The 16,966-nt window shown below is 48.5% G+C and carries 18 protein-coding genes; all 18 read left to right on the top strand.

Features of this window, described 5'->3' with window-relative positions; genetic code table 11:
- Positions 1-26: 26 nt before the first annotated feature.
- The 18 genes from HGH92_RS13060 to HGH92_RS13145 all read left to right on the top strand — a co-directional run bounded on the left by HGH92_RS13060 (position 27) and on the right by HGH92_RS13145 (position 16,959).
- Positions 27-1,139 carry a glycosyltransferase gene (locus HGH92_RS13060; RefSeq protein WP_168871145.1) on the top strand — a complete coding sequence of 371 codons (1,113 nt, stop codon included), beginning with the start codon at positions 27-29 and terminating at the stop codon, positions 1,137-1,139.
- A 55-nt stretch (positions 1,140-1,194) separates the two neighbouring features.
- Positions 1,195-1,539: a gliding motility protein GldC gene (gene gldC / locus HGH92_RS13065; RefSeq protein WP_168871146.1), complete on the top strand. Its 345-nt coding sequence runs from the start codon at positions 1,195-1,197 to the stop codon at positions 1,537-1,539.
- Positions 1,540-1,571: 32 nt separating this feature from the next.
- Positions 1,572-2,021 carry a GatB/YqeY domain-containing protein gene (locus HGH92_RS13070; protein ID WP_168871147.1) on the top strand — a complete coding sequence of 150 codons (450 nt, stop codon included), beginning with the start codon at positions 1,572-1,574 and terminating at the stop codon, positions 2,019-2,021.
- 74 nt (positions 2,022-2,095) lie between these two features.
- Positions 2,096-2,638: a CvpA family protein gene (locus HGH92_RS13075; RefSeq protein ID WP_168871148.1), complete on the top strand. Its 543-nt coding sequence runs from the start codon at positions 2,096-2,098 to the stop codon at positions 2,636-2,638.
- A 60-nt stretch (positions 2,639-2,698) separates the two neighbouring features.
- A complete protein-coding gene (locus tag HGH92_RS13080) occupies positions 2,699-3,475 on the top strand; it encodes an alpha/beta fold hydrolase (protein ID WP_168871149.1) in 777 nt (258 codons plus the stop codon).
- 115 nt (positions 3,476-3,590) lie between these two features.
- A complete protein-coding gene (locus HGH92_RS13085; protein ID WP_168871150.1) occupies positions 3,591-4,250 on the top strand; it encodes a CBS domain-containing protein in 660 nt (219 codons plus the stop codon).
- 118 nt (positions 4,251-4,368) lie between these two features.
- Complete coding sequence (locus HGH92_RS13090) at positions 4,369-5,808, top strand: POTRA domain-containing protein (protein ID WP_168871151.1); 1,440 nt, start codon at positions 4,369-4,371, stop codon at positions 5,806-5,808.
- 18 nt (positions 5,809-5,826) lie between these two features.
- Positions 5,827-6,717: an NAD kinase gene (locus HGH92_RS13095; protein ID WP_168871152.1), complete on the top strand. Its 891-nt coding sequence runs from the start codon at positions 5,827-5,829 to the stop codon at positions 6,715-6,717.
- Positions 6,718-6,887: 170 nt separating this feature from the next.
- Complete coding sequence (locus tag HGH92_RS13100) at positions 6,888-7,754, top strand: DUF6089 family protein (RefSeq protein WP_168871153.1); 867 nt, start codon at positions 6,888-6,890, stop codon at positions 7,752-7,754.
- 220 nt (positions 7,755-7,974) lie between these two features.
- Complete coding sequence (locus tag HGH92_RS13105) at positions 7,975-8,736, top strand: isoprenyl transferase (RefSeq protein WP_168871154.1); 762 nt, start codon at positions 7,975-7,977, stop codon at positions 8,734-8,736.
- Entirely contained in the window at positions 8,717-11,473 is a 2,757-nt protein-coding gene (locus HGH92_RS13110; RefSeq protein WP_168871155.1) for an outer membrane protein assembly factor, read from the top strand. The genes HGH92_RS13105 and HGH92_RS13110 overlap by 20 nt, the downstream gene beginning before the upstream one ends.
- Before the next feature lie 68 nt (positions 11,474-11,541).
- Entirely contained in the window at positions 11,542-12,057 is a 516-nt protein-coding gene (locus HGH92_RS13115; RefSeq protein WP_168871156.1) for an OmpH family outer membrane protein, read from the top strand.
- A 61-nt stretch (positions 12,058-12,118) separates the two neighbouring features.
- On the top strand, positions 12,119-12,628 hold the full coding sequence (locus tag HGH92_RS13120; RefSeq protein WP_168871157.1) for an OmpH family outer membrane protein: 510 nt from the start codon (positions 12,119-12,121) through the stop codon (positions 12,626-12,628).
- A 187-nt stretch (positions 12,629-12,815) separates the two neighbouring features.
- Positions 12,816-12,971, top strand: a complete 156-nt coding sequence (gene rpmH / locus HGH92_RS13125; RefSeq protein WP_012788729.1) for a 50S ribosomal protein L34 — start codon at positions 12,816-12,818, stop codon at positions 12,969-12,971.
- A 24-nt stretch (positions 12,972-12,995) separates the two neighbouring features.
- The gene (locus tag HGH92_RS13130) at positions 12,996-13,382 is read left to right on the top strand and encodes a ribonuclease P protein component (RefSeq protein ID WP_168871540.1); all 387 of its coding nucleotides are present in this window, start codon (positions 12,996-12,998) and stop codon (positions 13,380-13,382) included.
- 91 nt (positions 13,383-13,473) lie between these two features.
- On the top strand, positions 13,474-13,695 hold the full coding sequence (yidD, locus tag HGH92_RS13135) for a membrane protein insertion efficiency factor YidD (RefSeq protein ID WP_078669980.1): 222 nt from the start codon (positions 13,474-13,476) through the stop codon (positions 13,693-13,695).
- Positions 13,696-13,752: 57 nt separating this feature from the next.
- Positions 13,753-15,429, top strand: a complete 1,677-nt coding sequence (locus tag HGH92_RS13140; protein ID WP_168871158.1) for a S41 family peptidase — start codon at positions 13,753-13,755, stop codon at positions 15,427-15,429.
- A gap of 147 nt (positions 15,430-15,576) precedes the next feature.
- Positions 15,577-16,959, top strand: coding sequence for a Gfo/Idh/MocA family protein (locus HGH92_RS13145; protein WP_168871159.1), 1,383 nt, complete (start codon positions 15,577-15,579; stop codon positions 16,957-16,959).
- The last annotated feature ends 7 nt before the right edge of the window (positions 16,960-16,966 follow it).

Here is a 16,966-nt window from a genome sequence, read left to right on the forward strand (position 1 = left end):
AGGCTGTCACATCAAGTGAAACGACTATGCAAATTGCTGTTAATGCCGCCTGCCTGAGGAGGGACCTGCCCGCTGATACCGGACAGGTGGCAACTGAAATCATATTCGCACTCTGCCGGCAACAGCCGGAGCACCGCTTTACCTTTTATTTCGATGGGGAGATACCCGCTCACCTGACTTTTCCGGCGAATGTTACCCCGGTGGTACTGCCGTTGAAAGGTGGTAAGCGATGGCACCGCTACTGGTGGCGCGAGTGGCAGTTGCCCCGTGCCATGAAAGCAGTTGGCGCCCAATGGTATATCGGGTTGGACGGCACGCTGCCTTTACGCAGCAAGGTGCCGGCGCTCATACTGTTGAGGGACCTGTCGTTTCTGAAGGATGCAGGCCTGCAATCCTTGCGGGAGCAGGAATCACTGAAGAAATATATTACCCGTTACCTCGACCGGGCGACGCGGATCGCTGTGCTGTCGGCTACTGCCAAAGAGGAGCTGCTGCGTTATGCGCCGGGGGCCGCCAATAAGGTGGTAGCGCTGGCGCCGGCTGTCAGCAGCCTTTTCCGGCCCCTGGAGTGGGACGACCGCGAGGCGGCTAAAAAAACATGGTCCGGTGGCGTGGAGTATTTCCTGGTGACAGGCAGTATTCATCCGCGCAACAACATCATGCCGGTATTTAAAGCTTTCTCGGCTTTGAAAAAACGGCAGCGTACCAACCTGAAACTGGTGCTGGCCGGTAACCTGGCCACGGCGGGAGCGGAAATCGTCAAGGCCCTGGAGAGCTTTAAGTTCCGTCATGATGTGGTATGGAAGGAGAATATGACGATGGAAGAACTGGCATCGGCCATGGGAGGGGCTTATGCCTTGATATATCCTACCCGCTTCGATGGTTTGCCTTTGCCTTTGTATATGGCCCGCCAATGTAACGTGCCGGGAATTGCCATGGAAAGCATGGCTGCCCGTGAAGCTGGCGGAGATACGGTATTGTATACAGATCCTGCCAGTGTAGAAGATCTGGCCGAGAAAATGAGCCTGTTGTACAAAGATGAACAACTGCGTAACCGGTTACTGGCCATGGAGCCACCGGTGAGGCCGGGCAACAGTTGGGAGGCTGCCGGGGCGGCACTGGCCAACCTGTTAAAATAAAGCCGGATGTCAAAATCCCTGATGATTAGTTATTTTTGCGCTTTAATAAAAAAACATGAGTAAGAAAAACATACAGATCCAGGTGGGTCTGGACGAAAATAAAGTGCCGGAAACGATTGAGTGGAGCGCTACCGATAATAAGGAAGACCGTATGATGAAGGCGAAGGCCATGATGGTGTCTTTCTGGGACCCGGCAGAAAAAGCCGCCCTGCGGATCGACCTGTGGACAAAAGACATGATGGTGGACGAGATGGCTGATTTCTTCTTTCAGACGATGATGACCATGGCCGATACCTATGTTCGCGCCACCAATTACCGTGACCAGGGTGAGGAGTTTAAAACCTTCGCAAGGGACTTCTTCAAAAAATTCCAGGAGAAACAACAGGCAGAAACCAAATAATCTATCAGATTATCCATTAAACGTAACCACATATGTCTTTAGAAACAAACATCAATGCCGAGATCAAAACGGCGATGCTGGGCAAAAAAGAAGCAGACCTGCGTGCGCTGCGTGCTATCAAGGCGGCCATCCTGCTGGCCAAGACGGCAGAAGGCAGCACAGGTGAGCTGACAGAAGCTGATGAGAGCAAATTGCTGCAGAAACTGGCCAAACAACGGAAAGATTCTCTCGAGATTTTCCGTCAGCAGAACCGTGAGGACCTGGCAAAGAAGGAAGAAGAGGAACTGGAAGTAATTGAGCGTTTCCTGCCCAAACAAATGACCGAAGACGAATTAAGAGTTGCCCTGGCAGACATTATTGCGTCTGTAGGCGCCTCTTCCCCTGCCGATATGGGCAAGGTGATGGGCGCGGCCACCAAACAACTGGCCGGTAAAGCTGATGGCAAGGCCATTTCCGCTATGGTGAAAGAACTCCTTAAATAATTTTAATATTGATTTATTTAATCATTTTCAAAGTGGTTAAATAAACCAATATTAAAATAATCAAATGTATTAGTTTGTCGATTGATATCGTTTTTGCCATTATCATGGTATTTGCCCTTTACAAGGGATATACCCGGGGATTGATAGTGGCGGTATTTTCGCTGATCGCCGTAACGCTGGGAATGGCGGTAGCCCTCAAACTTTCCGCGGTAACGGCCCTGCAAGTCCAGCAACGGTGGGATGTTCATTCCCGGTGGGTCCCTGTACTTTGTTTCGTTTGTCTTTTTGTGGGAGTGGTATTATTGGTACGGTTGGGCGCCGGAGCCCTGCAGAAGCTGGTGGAGATGGTCATGATGGGATGGCTGAACCGGCTGGGCGGTATCTTGTTGTATGCCCTGATATTTACGATTATTTACAGTGTGGTACTGTGGATGGCCAACCAGATTTATCTGTTGAGCCCGGAAACCAAGCTCCAATCAGTAATATATCCTTATATCGAACCTATTGGCCCGTGGGTATTGGACCACATGGGCGACTGGATACCTGTTTTTAAAGACATTTTCTCCCAGTTGCAGGCTTTCTTTGATAAGGCTGCCCGGCAGTTACAACCGGCCTGACAATATTTAGATTAATAAAAAGAATTATTTTAGCGTAAAATTGACTTTCAAGATTTGGCAATGGATTACGAAATCAAAACACAGGGTAAGTTTAACTATATAGAAGAAGGAGAAGGAGAACCACTGGTATTATTGCATGGACTTTTTGGTGCTTTGAGCAATTTCTCGCACATGATCGAGTATTTCCGGCAATATAACAAGGTCGTGATACCCATGTTGCCCTTATATGATTTAAACATCCTGGAAACGTCTGTTGGCGGGCTGGCGAAGTTTGTGCATAAGTTTATTGAGACCAGAGGCTATCAGAACATACACCTGCTGGGCAACTCCCTCGGTGGCCATGTGGCGCTGGTATACCTGCTGAAACACCCGGAAGCGCCAGTTAAGTCGCTGATACTCACCGGTAGCTCCGGCCTGTTTGAAAACGGAATGGGCGAAACTTACCCTAAAAGAGGGGACTATGAATACATCCGTAAAAAAGCGGAGCTTACTTTCTATGATCCCAAGATAGCTACCAAGGAACTGGTAGATGAGATGTTTGAAATTGTGAACAACCGCCTGAAAGTAATCAAAATCATTACGCTCGCGAAGTCTGCTATCCGACACAACCTGGGCGATGAACTGAAGGATATTAAACAACCTACACTGTTGATCTGGGGCCGCAATGATACCGTTACACCTCCTATGGTAGGTGAAGAGTTCCAAAAGCTTATACCTAATTCTGAACTGGAATTTATCGATAAATGCGGCCATGCGCCCATGATGGAAGTCCCTGATGAATTTAACAAGATTCTGCACGCTTTCCTGGAAAGACTGAAAACACAGCCAAACGCTTAAAATTAAGCCGTGAAAGCCTATACACCGCCCTCTGCAGGTGCGGCTGACAGCCTGTACGCGTAATTTCTTTTTCTGTTGGAAGATTCTTGTTATTATTGTGTAAGAATACACGAAAATGACCGCCAGAGAACTCATATCCACCGTGCCAATTCTGCAACCTTCGGATGCAGGTGCCAAGGCATTGCGCCTGATGAATGAATATCATCTTACGCAATTGCCAATGGTAGTGGAAAATAAGTACATGTCGCTGGTAGAGGAAGATCAGATCATGGACCTGGAGGAGCAGGAAATAAAACTGGAATCCATACAATATAACGGCGCCAACCGCCCTGCCATCCAGGAAGGCGCCCATCTCTTTGAGGCGCTGAAGTTATTTTACGAATTCAAATTGTCCGCACTGCCCGTCGTTACGAAAGAAAACGACTACCTGGGCATCATCACCAAAGATAACCTGTTGGCAGCCCTGGCACAGTATAACGGTGTCAAGGAGGCCGGTGGCATCCTGGCCCTGGAAATGGACCCCAGGGACTATAGCCTCAGTGAAATCGCCCGTATCGCTGAATCCAATGATGTAACGCTGCTCAGCGTGAACACGTTGACCGATCCGTCCGGTAAACTGGAAGTACTGCTGAAAACCAACCGTCAGGAGCTGCACTCCCTCGTGGCCACCTATGAACGGTTTAACTACACCATCAAATACATCTTTTCTGAAGAACAGGAAGAAGACCTGCTCAAAAAGAATTACGACCTGCTGATGAATTATATCAGTATGTAAGGCCGTCACATTAATTTTCCGGTTATTTGTTGATTATTTTAAAGGGGTTCGTTATCTTCCATGATAAGGACACACATTTAAAATAACTTTAGAATTTTCTAAATCAGAGACGCCTACAATGCTGAGATGCTGTTATTACTTGCTGGGAATCATATGCCTGCTCGGCATCGGATTATCCGGCACGGCCGAAGGCCGGCTAAGAGGGGAGGGAGAAGGTGCTACAGCACTGGTGCAGGATTCCGGCTACCTGGTTGTCCGAAACATCGTTATTATCGGTAACAAGAAAACCCGTACCTCCATCATACTCAGGGAAATCAGTACTGTGCCGGGAGATACCATCTACCTGAAAGATCTGGCTGAAACGCTGGAAGAACGCCGCAAACAGTTACTCAATACTTCCCTTTTCCTCAATGTCACTGCCAACGTCAAAAACTGGGAGAGCCATAGTGCAGATCTCGTATTTGAAGTATGGGAGCGGTGGTACACGTTCGCATTCCCCATCTTCAAACTGGCAGACCGTAACTTCAACCAGTGGTGGGTGGAAAAAGGACATAAGTTCAACCGCCTCAACCTGGGCGTGAAAGGCATGCAGGAAAACCTGACCGGCCGTAACGATGGCCTCGACGCGACGCTCCAGTTCGGCTATACCCAAAAAATATCACTCGCCTATAACCTGCCGTATATTGACAAAGGTTTCCGTCACGGACTGGGAATTCTGTTTTCATATAGTCGTAACCGTGAGGTGAACAATGCCACTATTAATGATAAACAGCAGTTCTTTAAAAAAGACGATGAATACCTGCGGCAGGCATATGTGATCGGGCTGCGCTACAGTTACCGCAAGGCCATTAACGCACGGCATCAGGTATTTCTTAATTACAACTACGAAAAGGTGGCCGATTCGGTAGCTATTCTCAGTCCGGATTATCTTGGAAAAGGTCGCACCAGCGTGCGTTTTATCGATCTGACCTATCGCTTTACCTACATAAAGGCGGACAGCTGGATATATCCCCTTAAAGGTATCAGCATCCTGGGAGAAGCCGGCAAAAGGGGAATCGGGCCACTCAGCGATATAGACGATGTCCGCTTCCGGCTCAATTTCACCAAATACTGGCAGGTGCACCGCAAAACCTTTCTATCGCTGGGAATGCGCGGACAGGTGAAGCTTTCAGACGACCAGCCTTATATTAACCGGCAGGCACTGGGATATGGGGATGATTACCTTCGGGGGCTCGAGTACTACGTGGTGGACGGTACCAGTTTTGCCATACTGAAATCCACGCTGCGGCAGGAACTGGTGTCTTTCAAAATCAAGCTGCCCATTGTGCCTAAAAAATTCAATACCGTGCCGGTGCGTATCCTGGCGAAAACCTTTGGTGACGCGGGTTATGCCTATACCAAGTTCCCGGGCAACGGTTTTCTCAACAACCGCTTTCTGTATACCGGTGGCATAGGCCTCGATATTGTTTCTTTCTATGACACCTGTCTGCGTATAGAGTACAGCGTTAACCAGTTAGGGCAAAAAGGACTATTTTTACACACCAGTGTAGATATGTAGTCAAAAAAAGTGTTCATTATGCAGGTTGCTCTTTATAGCAGGGGATTTATTTCAGAAGATATAGCCAACATCCGGTTGTTGCTGGATGAATTACAGCGCGCGGAGATCACCGCTACTTTTTACGAACCGTTTTACCGCATCCTGGTACAGTATATTCCTTTTGAGAAGGAACCAGCCCTGTTTTCCTGTGCAGAAGACCTGCCGGGAAAAATAGACTTTTTGATGAGCCTTGGCGGCGACGGTACCCTGCTGGACACTGTGTGTTATGTGCGTGACACCAATATCCCGGTAATCGGGATCAACTTCGGACGGCTGGGCTTTTTGGCCAGCATTGGTAAAGACGAGATTCATGCACTGGTACAGGCGCTGCTGGACCGTACGTACATGGTAGACCAGCGGTCGCTGATCCACCTGGACGCCAATGTGCCGCTGTTTGGCGAAATTCCGTATGCATTAAATGAATTTACCATCCATAAGAAGGACACTTCCGCGATGGTGAAGATCCACACGTACCTGAACGGAGAGTTCCTGAACACCTATTGGGCAGATGGACTGATCGTGTCCACACCCACCGGGTCTACCGGTTATTCCCTGAGTTGCGGTGGTCCGATCGTGTTTCCGGATGCCGGCAATTTTGTGATCACGCCGGTGGCGCCGCATAACCTCAATGTGCGCCCTATTATTGTTCCTAATGAAAGCGTTATTTCTTTTGAGGTGGAAGGCCGGAGCGACCAGTTCCTGTGTACGCTCGACAGCCGTATGGAAACCATTGACAGTTCCGTGCAGCTGGCCATTAAAAAAGAGCGGTTCAAAATCAGCCTGTTACGGCTCGATGAAAGTAATTTCCTCCATACCCTCCGCAATAAACTGCTTTGGGGCATCGATGCCCGGAACCGTATCAAAATATGAGTGCCGGATATAATATTTGTTAAATATATTCCTACATTTACAAATATATTGCCTGTTGACTGTAAATTCAATTGTGCCTGTGAAGTGATTTGAGAAGCAAGCTGTTAGCATAAATCATCGGTCACACATTAAATAAATCCGGCATTATTGCGTTTAAGTAGAACTGATTTATGCTGAAACCTTTTTTATATCCTAAAAACTTCGTGCTGTCGTTCCTGTTGGCGATCATTTGTCTGTTGGCCAATGAAGCGAAAGCACAAAATGAACTGGAATATGTCGGGGAGTTGGGAATATCGATCGGGGGGGCGCAATATTTCGGGGATTTGAATACCAGGGGGGCTTTGAATACTATCAAGCCGGCGGTAGGTGTTTACTACCGCAAATACCTGAACGAATATGTAGGCGTGCGTGCCCATGCCCGGTTTTTACAACTGGGTTATTCAGACGCATATAATAAAAACGAATTTGAGCGTCGCAGGAACCTCAGTTTTAATACCAATGTAGTTGAGCTGGCCCTGCAGGGCGACTTTAATTTTTTCAAGTTTGAGCCGGGGTCGCTGGACCATCGGTTTTCCCCGTATTTGTCCGGCGGCGCCAGTATTTTCCATTTTAACCCTTACGCCTATATGGACGGGGTTAAATACTATCTGCAGCCCATGCGTACGGAAGGGCAGGGGACGGCCCTTTATCCCGACCGTAAGCCTTACAGCCTTGTCTCTTACGCCTTCCTGATCGGTGGAGGCTTCAAGTATAATATTTCAAAAAAAGTGAATGTGGGCCTGGAAGCATTGTACCGTTTTACGCAGACAGACTATCTGGATGACGTAAGCACCACTTATGCAGGGCCGGGGGCATTTCCGGCATTGTCTAACGGGCAGCCCAGTGTGGCCTACCGGCTGCAGGACCGGTCGTACGTGACCGGTGAGCCTATTGGGGTTACCGGCCGTCAGCGGGGCAACAGCCGCGACAAAGACCAGTTTGTGACCATAGAGCTTACCATCAGCATCCTGTTCACCTCCTACAACTGTAAATTTTAATTTACCGTTAAAATACTTTCTACGGGCCGGCGTTTCTTGCCTCCAGATAGCCCGGTTCTACCGCCGAAATTCCCTAAAATCCCCGCTGGTATTGAATTCGCTGTTAAAACTACGTTAAAACAGGGGGGCAAGCTTTGCTAAAAAAGTCATTGCTCTATTTTTGTATCTTTGCACACTTTTAGTAAATCTGTATAAACTGATATAATACGCCTGACACAAAATGAGCTTGAAGGATAAATTAGACTTACAACGGTTACCCCGTCACATTGCCATCATCATGGACGGTAATGGCCGTTGGGCTAAGGAGCGTGGACAAGACAGGCTGTATGGGCATCACGAAGGCGTGGAAAGTGTGCGCAATATCGTAGAAACCTGTGCAGAACTTGGAATAGGCTACCTGACCCTGTATGCTTTCTCTACTGAAAACTGGGACCGCCCCGTTTACGAGGTGAACGGTATTATGGAATTGCTCGTAAATACCATCCGGAAGGAGGTAGGGACTTTATCCAAAAATAATATCAGACTGAATGTCATCGGAGACATGAGCATGCTGCCCCCCCAGGCCCAACAGGAAATGGAAGAGGCTATTGCCCTTACGAGCCACAATACCGGCCTTAATCTTATCATGGCCCTCAGCTACAGTGCCCGTTGGGAAATCGTGAATGCTGCCCAGAAAATCGCTCTGGATGTGAAGAAAGGAACCCTCGACCCGGCTTCCGTAACGCCGGATGTATGGGAAAAATATCTCTGTACTGCAGGATTGCCCGACCCGGAATTAATGATCCGTACCAGTGGAGAATGCCGGATCAGCAATTTCCTGCTATATCAACTGGCTTACGCGGAACTGTACTTTACAGAAACCCGTTGGCCGGACTTCCGCAATGAACATCTTTACCAAGCCATCTTAAATTATCAAACCAGAGAACGGCGCTTTGGCAAAACAAGCGAACAAATTCAGCAGAATGAAGAAATTATTTCCTAAGGGCCTTCTGGCTATAGCATTATGTTGCAGTGCAGGCATACGTGTATCCGCTCAACAGAAAGATACCGTACCCCCTGTACAGCCACCCGCTAATCCGCCGGCAATTTCCCCGAGCATGGCTAATCCGCAACAGTACGAAATTGCAGATATCACCGTTGCCGGTACCCAATACCTGGATAAAGCATTACTGCTGTCACTCTCCGGCCTCAGTGTAGGCGATAAGGTGGTATACCCCGGGGGAGACCAGTTTACCAAAGCTATCCAAAGCCTCTGGTCCCAGCGCCTCTTCGCTGATGTCACCATCTACGTTACCAAAATCGAAGATGGTAAAATCTGGCTGGAAATCGGCCTGACGGAAATGCCCCGTATGAACAGCTTTCAGTTCAAAGGCATCAAAAAAACAGAAGCTGACGATATCGCCACCAAAGCAGGCCTTCGCAAAGGCACTGTGGTAACTCCCGCCCTGAAACAGAACGTGATCGGCGTGGTCCATAAATTTTATGCCGACAAAGGTTTCGGCAACGCTACCGTAAGAACAGAAGAAAGAAAGGACAGCGGCCAGGTAAACTCCATGGGCCTCGTTTTCTACGTGAATAAAGGCAACAAGGTACGTATCGACAACATTAACTTCGTTGGCAACTACAATATCCCCGATTCCAAGCTGAAAAAGAGAATGAAGGGCACCAAAGAACGCACCCGTTTCACTCTGTACCCTGATACCAAACAGGTGTATGTGGATTCTCTGGCCCAGCCGGACGACTTCTGGAAAACCTATGGTTTCCTGCAGCCGACCCGCGCACTGGACAAGCTGGACCCTTACTTCCGCTTTAAACTCTTCAGCTCTGCCAAATTCAACGAATCCAAGTACCTCGAAGATAAAGGCAAAGTAGTAAGCTACTATAACTCCAAAGGTTACAGGGACGCGCTCATTCTCAAGGACACCACCTATAAGTCCAGCGCCAGCAACCTGAATATCGACCTGGCTGTTTCCGAAGGTAAAAAATACTATTTCGGCGATATTACCTGGAAAGGCAATACCCGTTACAGCGACTCCGTACTGACCCGTATCCTCGGCATAAAAAAAGGAGATGTGTACAACCTCGAGCTGCTGGAAAAAAGACTGGGTAAACAAATGTCCCAGGAAGGCGGCGATATCACCGGTTACTACATGGACTATGGTTATCTCTTCTTCCAGATCGATCCGGTGGAAATCGGCATCCGTGGCGATACCATCGATTATGAGATCCGTTTGCGTGAAGGTCCGCAGGCCACCATCAAGGAAGTACGTATTGCCGGTAACGAAAAAACCAATGAACACGTTATCCGCCGAGAGTTGCGCACCATCCCCGGTGAAAAATTCAGCCGCGCTGACCTGATCCGTTCCAACCGTGAGATTGCCAACCTTGGCTTCTTCAACCCGGAAAAGATCGGTATGAACCCGGTGCCTAACGTGGCCGACGGTACAGTGGACATCGATTATACCGTGGAAGAGAAAGCCAATGACCAGCTGGAACTGTCTGCCGGCTGGGGTGGTTATATCGGTCTGACCGGTACCCTGGGCGTAACGTTCAACAACTTCTCGCTGCGTAACATCTTCCGTAAAGAAACATGGGACCCGCTGCCAAGCGGCGATGGCCAGAAACTCTCTGTCCGCGTGTCTTCCAACGGTAAAGCATACCGCTCTTACAACTTCTCCTTCACAGAGCCCTGGCTGGGCGGTAAAAAACGTAACCAGTTCTCCGTTAGCTTCTACAGCAGCTATCAGAACCCTTACGCCTACAGCAACTACTACGCGAACATTTATAACCAGAACAGCACTACCACTGATGGTCACTTTAAAGTGCTGGGTGCTTCCGTATCACTCGGTAAGCAGCTGAAATGGCCGGATGACTTCTTCACGCTGATTTATTCTGTCAACTATCAACAGTACAAGCTGAAGAACTATAACTACTTTGGTATCCCGGGTTTTGACAACGGTACTTCCAATAACCTTAACCTGAAGTTCACCCTGGCGCGTTCTTCTGTTGACCAGCAGATTTTCCCGCGCAGTGGTTCCAACTTCATGCTGTCTGCCCAGTATACGCCTCCGTACTCCGTGTTCGACCCGGGCAAGGACTATACGAAAGATCCTATCTCCAAGCAGTTTAATTTTATCGAGTACCAGAAATACCGCTTCAATGCAGAATGGTATGTGCCGTTGAGCCGTCCGATGGGTAGCGACAACAAAACTTTCGTATTGAAGGTGGCTGCCAAATTCGGTTATATCTCCCGGTACAATAACCGCACAACACTGTCTCCGTTCGGTCGCTTTGAGCTGGGTGGCGATGGTTTGAGCAACTTTGCGATCTATGACCGTGATATCATCTCCCAGAGGGGTTATCCGGTGTATTATACCTCCGATCCGAGCCTGAACCCTGAATCCGGCCAGCCGGCAGATTACCGCGGGTTTACTGTGTTCAACAAATATGTGATGGAGCTTCGTTATCCGTTCAGCCTGAACCCCAGTTCCACTATTTTTGGCCTGGCTTTCGTAGAGGCGGCCAACGGTTACCGCGACATGCAGGATTACAATCCTTTCAGGCTGCGTCGCTCTGCTGGTATAGGTATGCGCTTTTATCTGCCGATGTTTGGTCTGCTTGGATTTGATTATGGTATAGGATTTGACCGTATCCAGCCCGGCGGTGGCCTGAAGGATGCAGCCAAGTTTACCTTCATGCTCGGCTTTGAACCAGAATAATTGTGAAATAAATTTATATATTGCAAAGATTAACCGGTTTTCCCCGGAAGCCAAAAATCTATAGTAGCATGAAGAAAATATTTATTACAGCGGCCTTAGTACTGGCCATGGCAGGTGCAGCGAGTGCACAGCGCTATTGTGTGATAGATACCAAATATATCCTGGAGAGCATTCCTGAATACAAGGACTCCCAGAAAAAGCTGGATGCAGTGGCGGAACAATGGCAGAAAGAAATTGATGTCAAGTTCCAGGAAGTGGATAAAATGTACAAGTCTTACCAGGCGGAGCAGGTAATGCTCACAGAAGAGCTGAAACGCAAGCGGGAAGACGAGATTGTGGCAAAGGAGAAGGAAGCCAAGGACCTGCAGAAGAAACGTTTCGGATATGAAGGGGACCTGTTTAAAAAGCGGGAAGAGCTGGTAAAACCGATCCAGGACAAGATTTACAATGCTGTTCAGAAGCTTTCTGCCAGCAGAATGTATGACTTTGTGCTGGACAAGGCAGGCGGCACTACCGTGATTTTCTCAGATCCTAAACTGGATAAAAGCGAGGAAATACTGAAATCGCTGGGCGTAAAGAAATAATTATCTTGTACCTATTTTTTAACTAATAAGTATTAAAATTTTTTTAAACACAGACAACATCATGAAGAAGTTCGTAATTATTGCTTTCGTAGCAGTTACCGGTTTGTTCAGCGTGAATGCAATGGCCCAGTCCAAAGTAGCACATATCAATGCGCAAGCGCTCGTAGGTAGCATGCCGGAAGCCAAAAAAGCAGAGACTGATCTCCAGACTTATGCACAAAGCCTGGAAGCTGAGGGCAAAACAATGGTGGACGAGTACACTAAAAAAGTAAAAGAATTCGACGACAAAGCGGCCAGCATGACTGAAAATATGAAAGAAATCAAAGGCCGTGAAATCCAGGACGCTCAGAAACGTATCCAGGACTACCGTGAAAGAGCTGAACAGCAAGTACAGCAGAAACAACAGGAGCTGCTGAAACCTATCTACGATAAAGCCCGCAAAGCGATCGAAGATGTTGCCAAAGAAAAAGGTTACGGTTATGTAATCGACAGCTCTGCTGGTCTGCTGCTGGTGTCTCCTTCTGCTGACGACCTGCTGCCTGCAGTAAAAACCAAACTCGGTATCAAATAATTAACGTTATTAATATAAGAGATGGAATACGGCTGATGCTGTATTCCATTTTTTATTCAGGAGACAGGTATTTTGGGATTTATTTTACTTTTTGAATTATTTCTGCTACCTTTGCCTTCCGTTTTAAAAATAGTGTCTCCGAAAGGGGAATCTTTTAGTATAGTACAGGTAAAAACATAAAAAAGAAATGAAACGTACTTTTCAACCGCATAACAGACGCAGAAAGAGCGTTCACGGCTTCAGAAAGAGAATGGAAACTGCCAACGGCCGTAAGGTACTGGCTTCCCGTAGAGCAAAAGGTCGTAAGAAGCTGACTGTTTCTGACGAGCGTAAGCTGAAATAATCCAGTAGCTAAATACTATTTGCCATAAAAACTTATTCTTTTACAAAAGAGGAGAGGTTAAAGAGCAGAAAACTTATTGAAACGCTTTTTCGTGAAGGAAAAGCGTTTTCTGTTTTCCCGTTCCGTATCATTTACCTGCCCGTCAAGGAGCTGCCGGTAAATAAATATCCGGTGCAGGTGGGCTTTAGCGCCTCCTCCCGGCGTTTTCCCCATGCGGTGGACCGTAACCGTATTAAACGCCTCGCCCGTGAAGCCTGGCGCCTCCAAAAGCAGGGATTATATGATCACCTGCGCACTGAATCCCGTCAACTCGCCGTTTTCCTCGTCTATACCGACAAAAAAATCGCGGATTTTTCTACCCTGCACCACAAAATTTCGGTAATTTTAGAGAAATTGAAGAATAGCTATTAGCCTGTTGCTGTTAGCTTTTAGGGAATGCTGGGAAGTTGTTTTACTAAAAGCCGACGCCCCTGCCGGTTATTGGCCTAAAAGCGATGCTACTATGAAGCGCTGGTTAAGTTACCCGTTTATTTTCCTGATCAAAGTATATCAGTGGCTAATTTCTCCGCTGCTGGGCGCCAAATGCCGCTATACGCCCACCTGCTCCCAATATGGACTGGAAGCGTTCCGGAAATACGGCGTTTTTAAAGGTGGCTATCTCACGATAAAACGTATTTTGTCGTGCCATCCCTGGGGAGGGCACGGTTATGATCCGGTTCCCTGACACTGTTCCGTATCCACCCGCCAACGATCATCATCATTCATCTTATACCCTCTTTGCATGCGTGCATTTTTGAATAAAAGGAAAAAATTACTGGCGGCCCTGCTGCTGCTGGTCACCGCCGGCGGCCTCTTCGCCTATAACGAAAGCGACCGCTACTTCCAGATCGCCAAAAACCTGGACATCTTCGCTGCTTTCTACCGGGAGCTGAACACCTACTACGTAGACGACCTGCCCCCGGAAAAAGTAATGCACCGCGGTATTGAAGCCATCCTTGAGGAAACAGACCCGTTCACCGATTTCGTGACCGAAGAGAACCTGGACGACCTGAAGTTCATGGCCACCGGTAAATACGGCGGGGTAGGCGCTTCCATCAATAAAAACGGGGAGTGGACCACCATCACCGATGTGTATGAAGGCAGCCCGATGGACAAGGCCGGCGTAAAGCCCGGCGACATCATCGTCACCATGGACGGTAAATCAGTGAAAGACACGCCGCAGGATGATATCAGCAAAATGCTGAAAGGCGCTCCCGGCACCTCTCTCGATATCCTGTTCAGGAACCCGGTATCAGGGAAGGAATCACCCAAAAAAATCATACGCGAGGAAATCAATGTAAAACCTGTCAGCTACTCCGGCCTGGTAGGTAAAGACATCGCCTATATCCGGATGACCCAGTTCACCGAAAACAGCGGCGCCATGGTACGCAGCGCTTTCCAACAACTGAAACAGGCCAACCCAGGGCTGAAAGGCGTGATACTCGACCTGCGCGGCAACCCCGGCGGCCTGCTCGATGAAGCGGTGGTAGTATCCAATATTTTTGTGGACAAAAGCAAACTGATAGTAAGTACCAAAGGCAAGGTAAAAAACTGGGACCGCAACTACGAAACATCTGAAACACCACTGGACACACATATTCCGTTGGCTGTGCTGACCAACCACTCTTCCGCTTCCGCCGCAGAAATCGTGGCAGGGGCCGTTCAGGACCTCGACAGGGGCCTGGTGATAGGGCAGCGCTCCTACGGCAAGGGCCTAGTGCAAACTACCCGCCAGCTGCCTTATAACACCAAACTGAAAGTCACTACCGCCAAATACTATACGCCCAGCGGCCGCTGTATACAGGCTATCGACTATTCCCACCGCAATGACGATGGCAGCGTGGACTATGTGCCCGATTCCCTGAAGAAAACATTTCATACCGCCAACGGCCGTACGGTAAAAGACGGCGGCGGTATTGAACCGGACAGCCTGGTGTCTCCCACCTATATCAGCCAGGTGTCTGCCACCCTGCTGCGCAAACAGTTCATCTTCGACTATGCTACCAACTACTATTACAGTCATCCCAAAATAGCGCCTGCAGCTGATTTCGCACTTACCGACGAGGAGTTCGCTGATTTCGAGCGTTACCTGGACAACAAGGACTACAGCTATAAAACCCGCAGTGAAGATGCTTTGGAGAATTTCAAGAACACCGCAAAGCGTGAAAAGTACTACGATGCGGTGGCTAAAGAGCTGGAGCAGCTGGAGCAGAAGATGAAACATGATAAGAAACAAGACCTCCTGAAAAATAAAACTGAGATCAAACGCCTGCTGGAAGAAGAAATCACCAATCGTTATTATTCACAGCATGGCCGCATTGCCAAGTCGCTGGCATGGGACCGTGAGGTAACTACTGCGGCAGCGCTGCTGCGCGACCCTGCCGCATATAAACAGGCACTCAGCACCAGCCGCAAGTAAATCCGCCTGCATAAAAATATTACCGTAAAGCCTGCTTCCCTTGTCCGGAGCAGGCTTTCGTATGTTTAAAATTATGATTTCCCATTTATTGTTTATATTTTAACAAACGCATTCATCAATTTCTTCCATTAAAGTAAAAAGATATACATGCCAGTAAATTCCAACGAAAGCTCACGCCGGCATTTTATCAGCAAATTTGCCAAAGGTGTGGTGGGGGCTTCTTTATTGCCTAACATCATTACAGCAGCTGACAGAAAACGGAACGTTGAATCACTCTCACGACTAAACGAAAAGTACAGTGCCAATGACCAGATCCAGGTGGCATTGATTGGCGCCGGCGGCATGGGCACAGCAGATGCCAACACCGCTATCACCGTACCCGGTGTGAAACTGGTGGCAGCCTGTGACCTGTATGACGGCCGTCTGGCGGATGCCAAAAAGAAATGGGGCAATGATATTTTCACGACCCGTAACTACAATGAAATCCTTGACCGTAAAGATATAGACGCGGTCATCATTGCAGTGCCGGACTTCTGGCATAAGGACATTTCCGTGGCAGCCATGAACAAAGGCAAATCCGTTTATTGTGAAAAGCCGATGGTACACGACGTCAGTGAAGGACCTGCCGTAGTAGAGGCACAGAAAAGAAACGGCAAGGTAGTGTACCAGGTAGGCAGCCAGGGCATGAGCTCACTGGGCAACGAAAAAGCCCGGCAGCTGTTGAAAGACGGCGCTATCGGCAAGCTGAACTACGCCGAAGGCTTCTGGGCACGTATGTCACCCACGGGTGCTTGGCAGTATCCTATTCCGGCTGATGCTTCCACTAAAACAGTTGACTGGGACGCTTACCTCAAAAACGCCCCTAAGCGCGCTTTTGACCCGCTGCGTTTCTTCCGCTGGCGTAATTATAAAGACTATGGTACCGGCGTTTCCGGCGACCTGTTCGTACACCTGTTCTCCAGCCTTCACCTGGTGACCGGCTCCATCGGGCCCAATAAAGTAATGGCTACCGGTGGCCTGCGTTACTGGAAAGACGGCCGTGAAGTACCGGATATCATGCTTGGCATGTTCGATTATCCTGAAACAGCGGTCCACCCTGCGTTTAACCTGTCACTCCGCGTTAACTTCGTAGACGGTACCGGCGGTACCAACTACCTGCGCATGGTAGGCAGCGAAGGCTCCATGACAGTAGAGTGGGACCGTGTAACGTTGTACCGCAACAGGATAGCTGTAGACGAGAATGATCCGCTGGCCGCTGCCAACGCTGCTGCTGATGCGGCCAAATCGTATACCTATCACCGTGCGGAGATGTTGCCTCCCGATAAAATGGTATATGAGGCGGACAAAGGCTATAAAGGCGCGCATTTTGATCACTTCTACAATCTGTTCAATGCCATGCGCACCGGCGGTAAAGTAGCGGAAGATCCGTTGTTCGGTTTCCGTGCGGCCGCTCCGGCGTTACTGTGTAACGAAAGTTATTTCAACAATAAGATCATTCAGTGGGACCCACAGAACCTGAAAGTTGTATAATCCATAA

It is taken from the genome of Chitinophaga varians, assembly GCF_012641275.1.
Classification (GTDB): domain Bacteria; phylum Bacteroidota; class Bacteroidia; order Chitinophagales; family Chitinophagaceae; genus Chitinophaga; species Chitinophaga varians_A.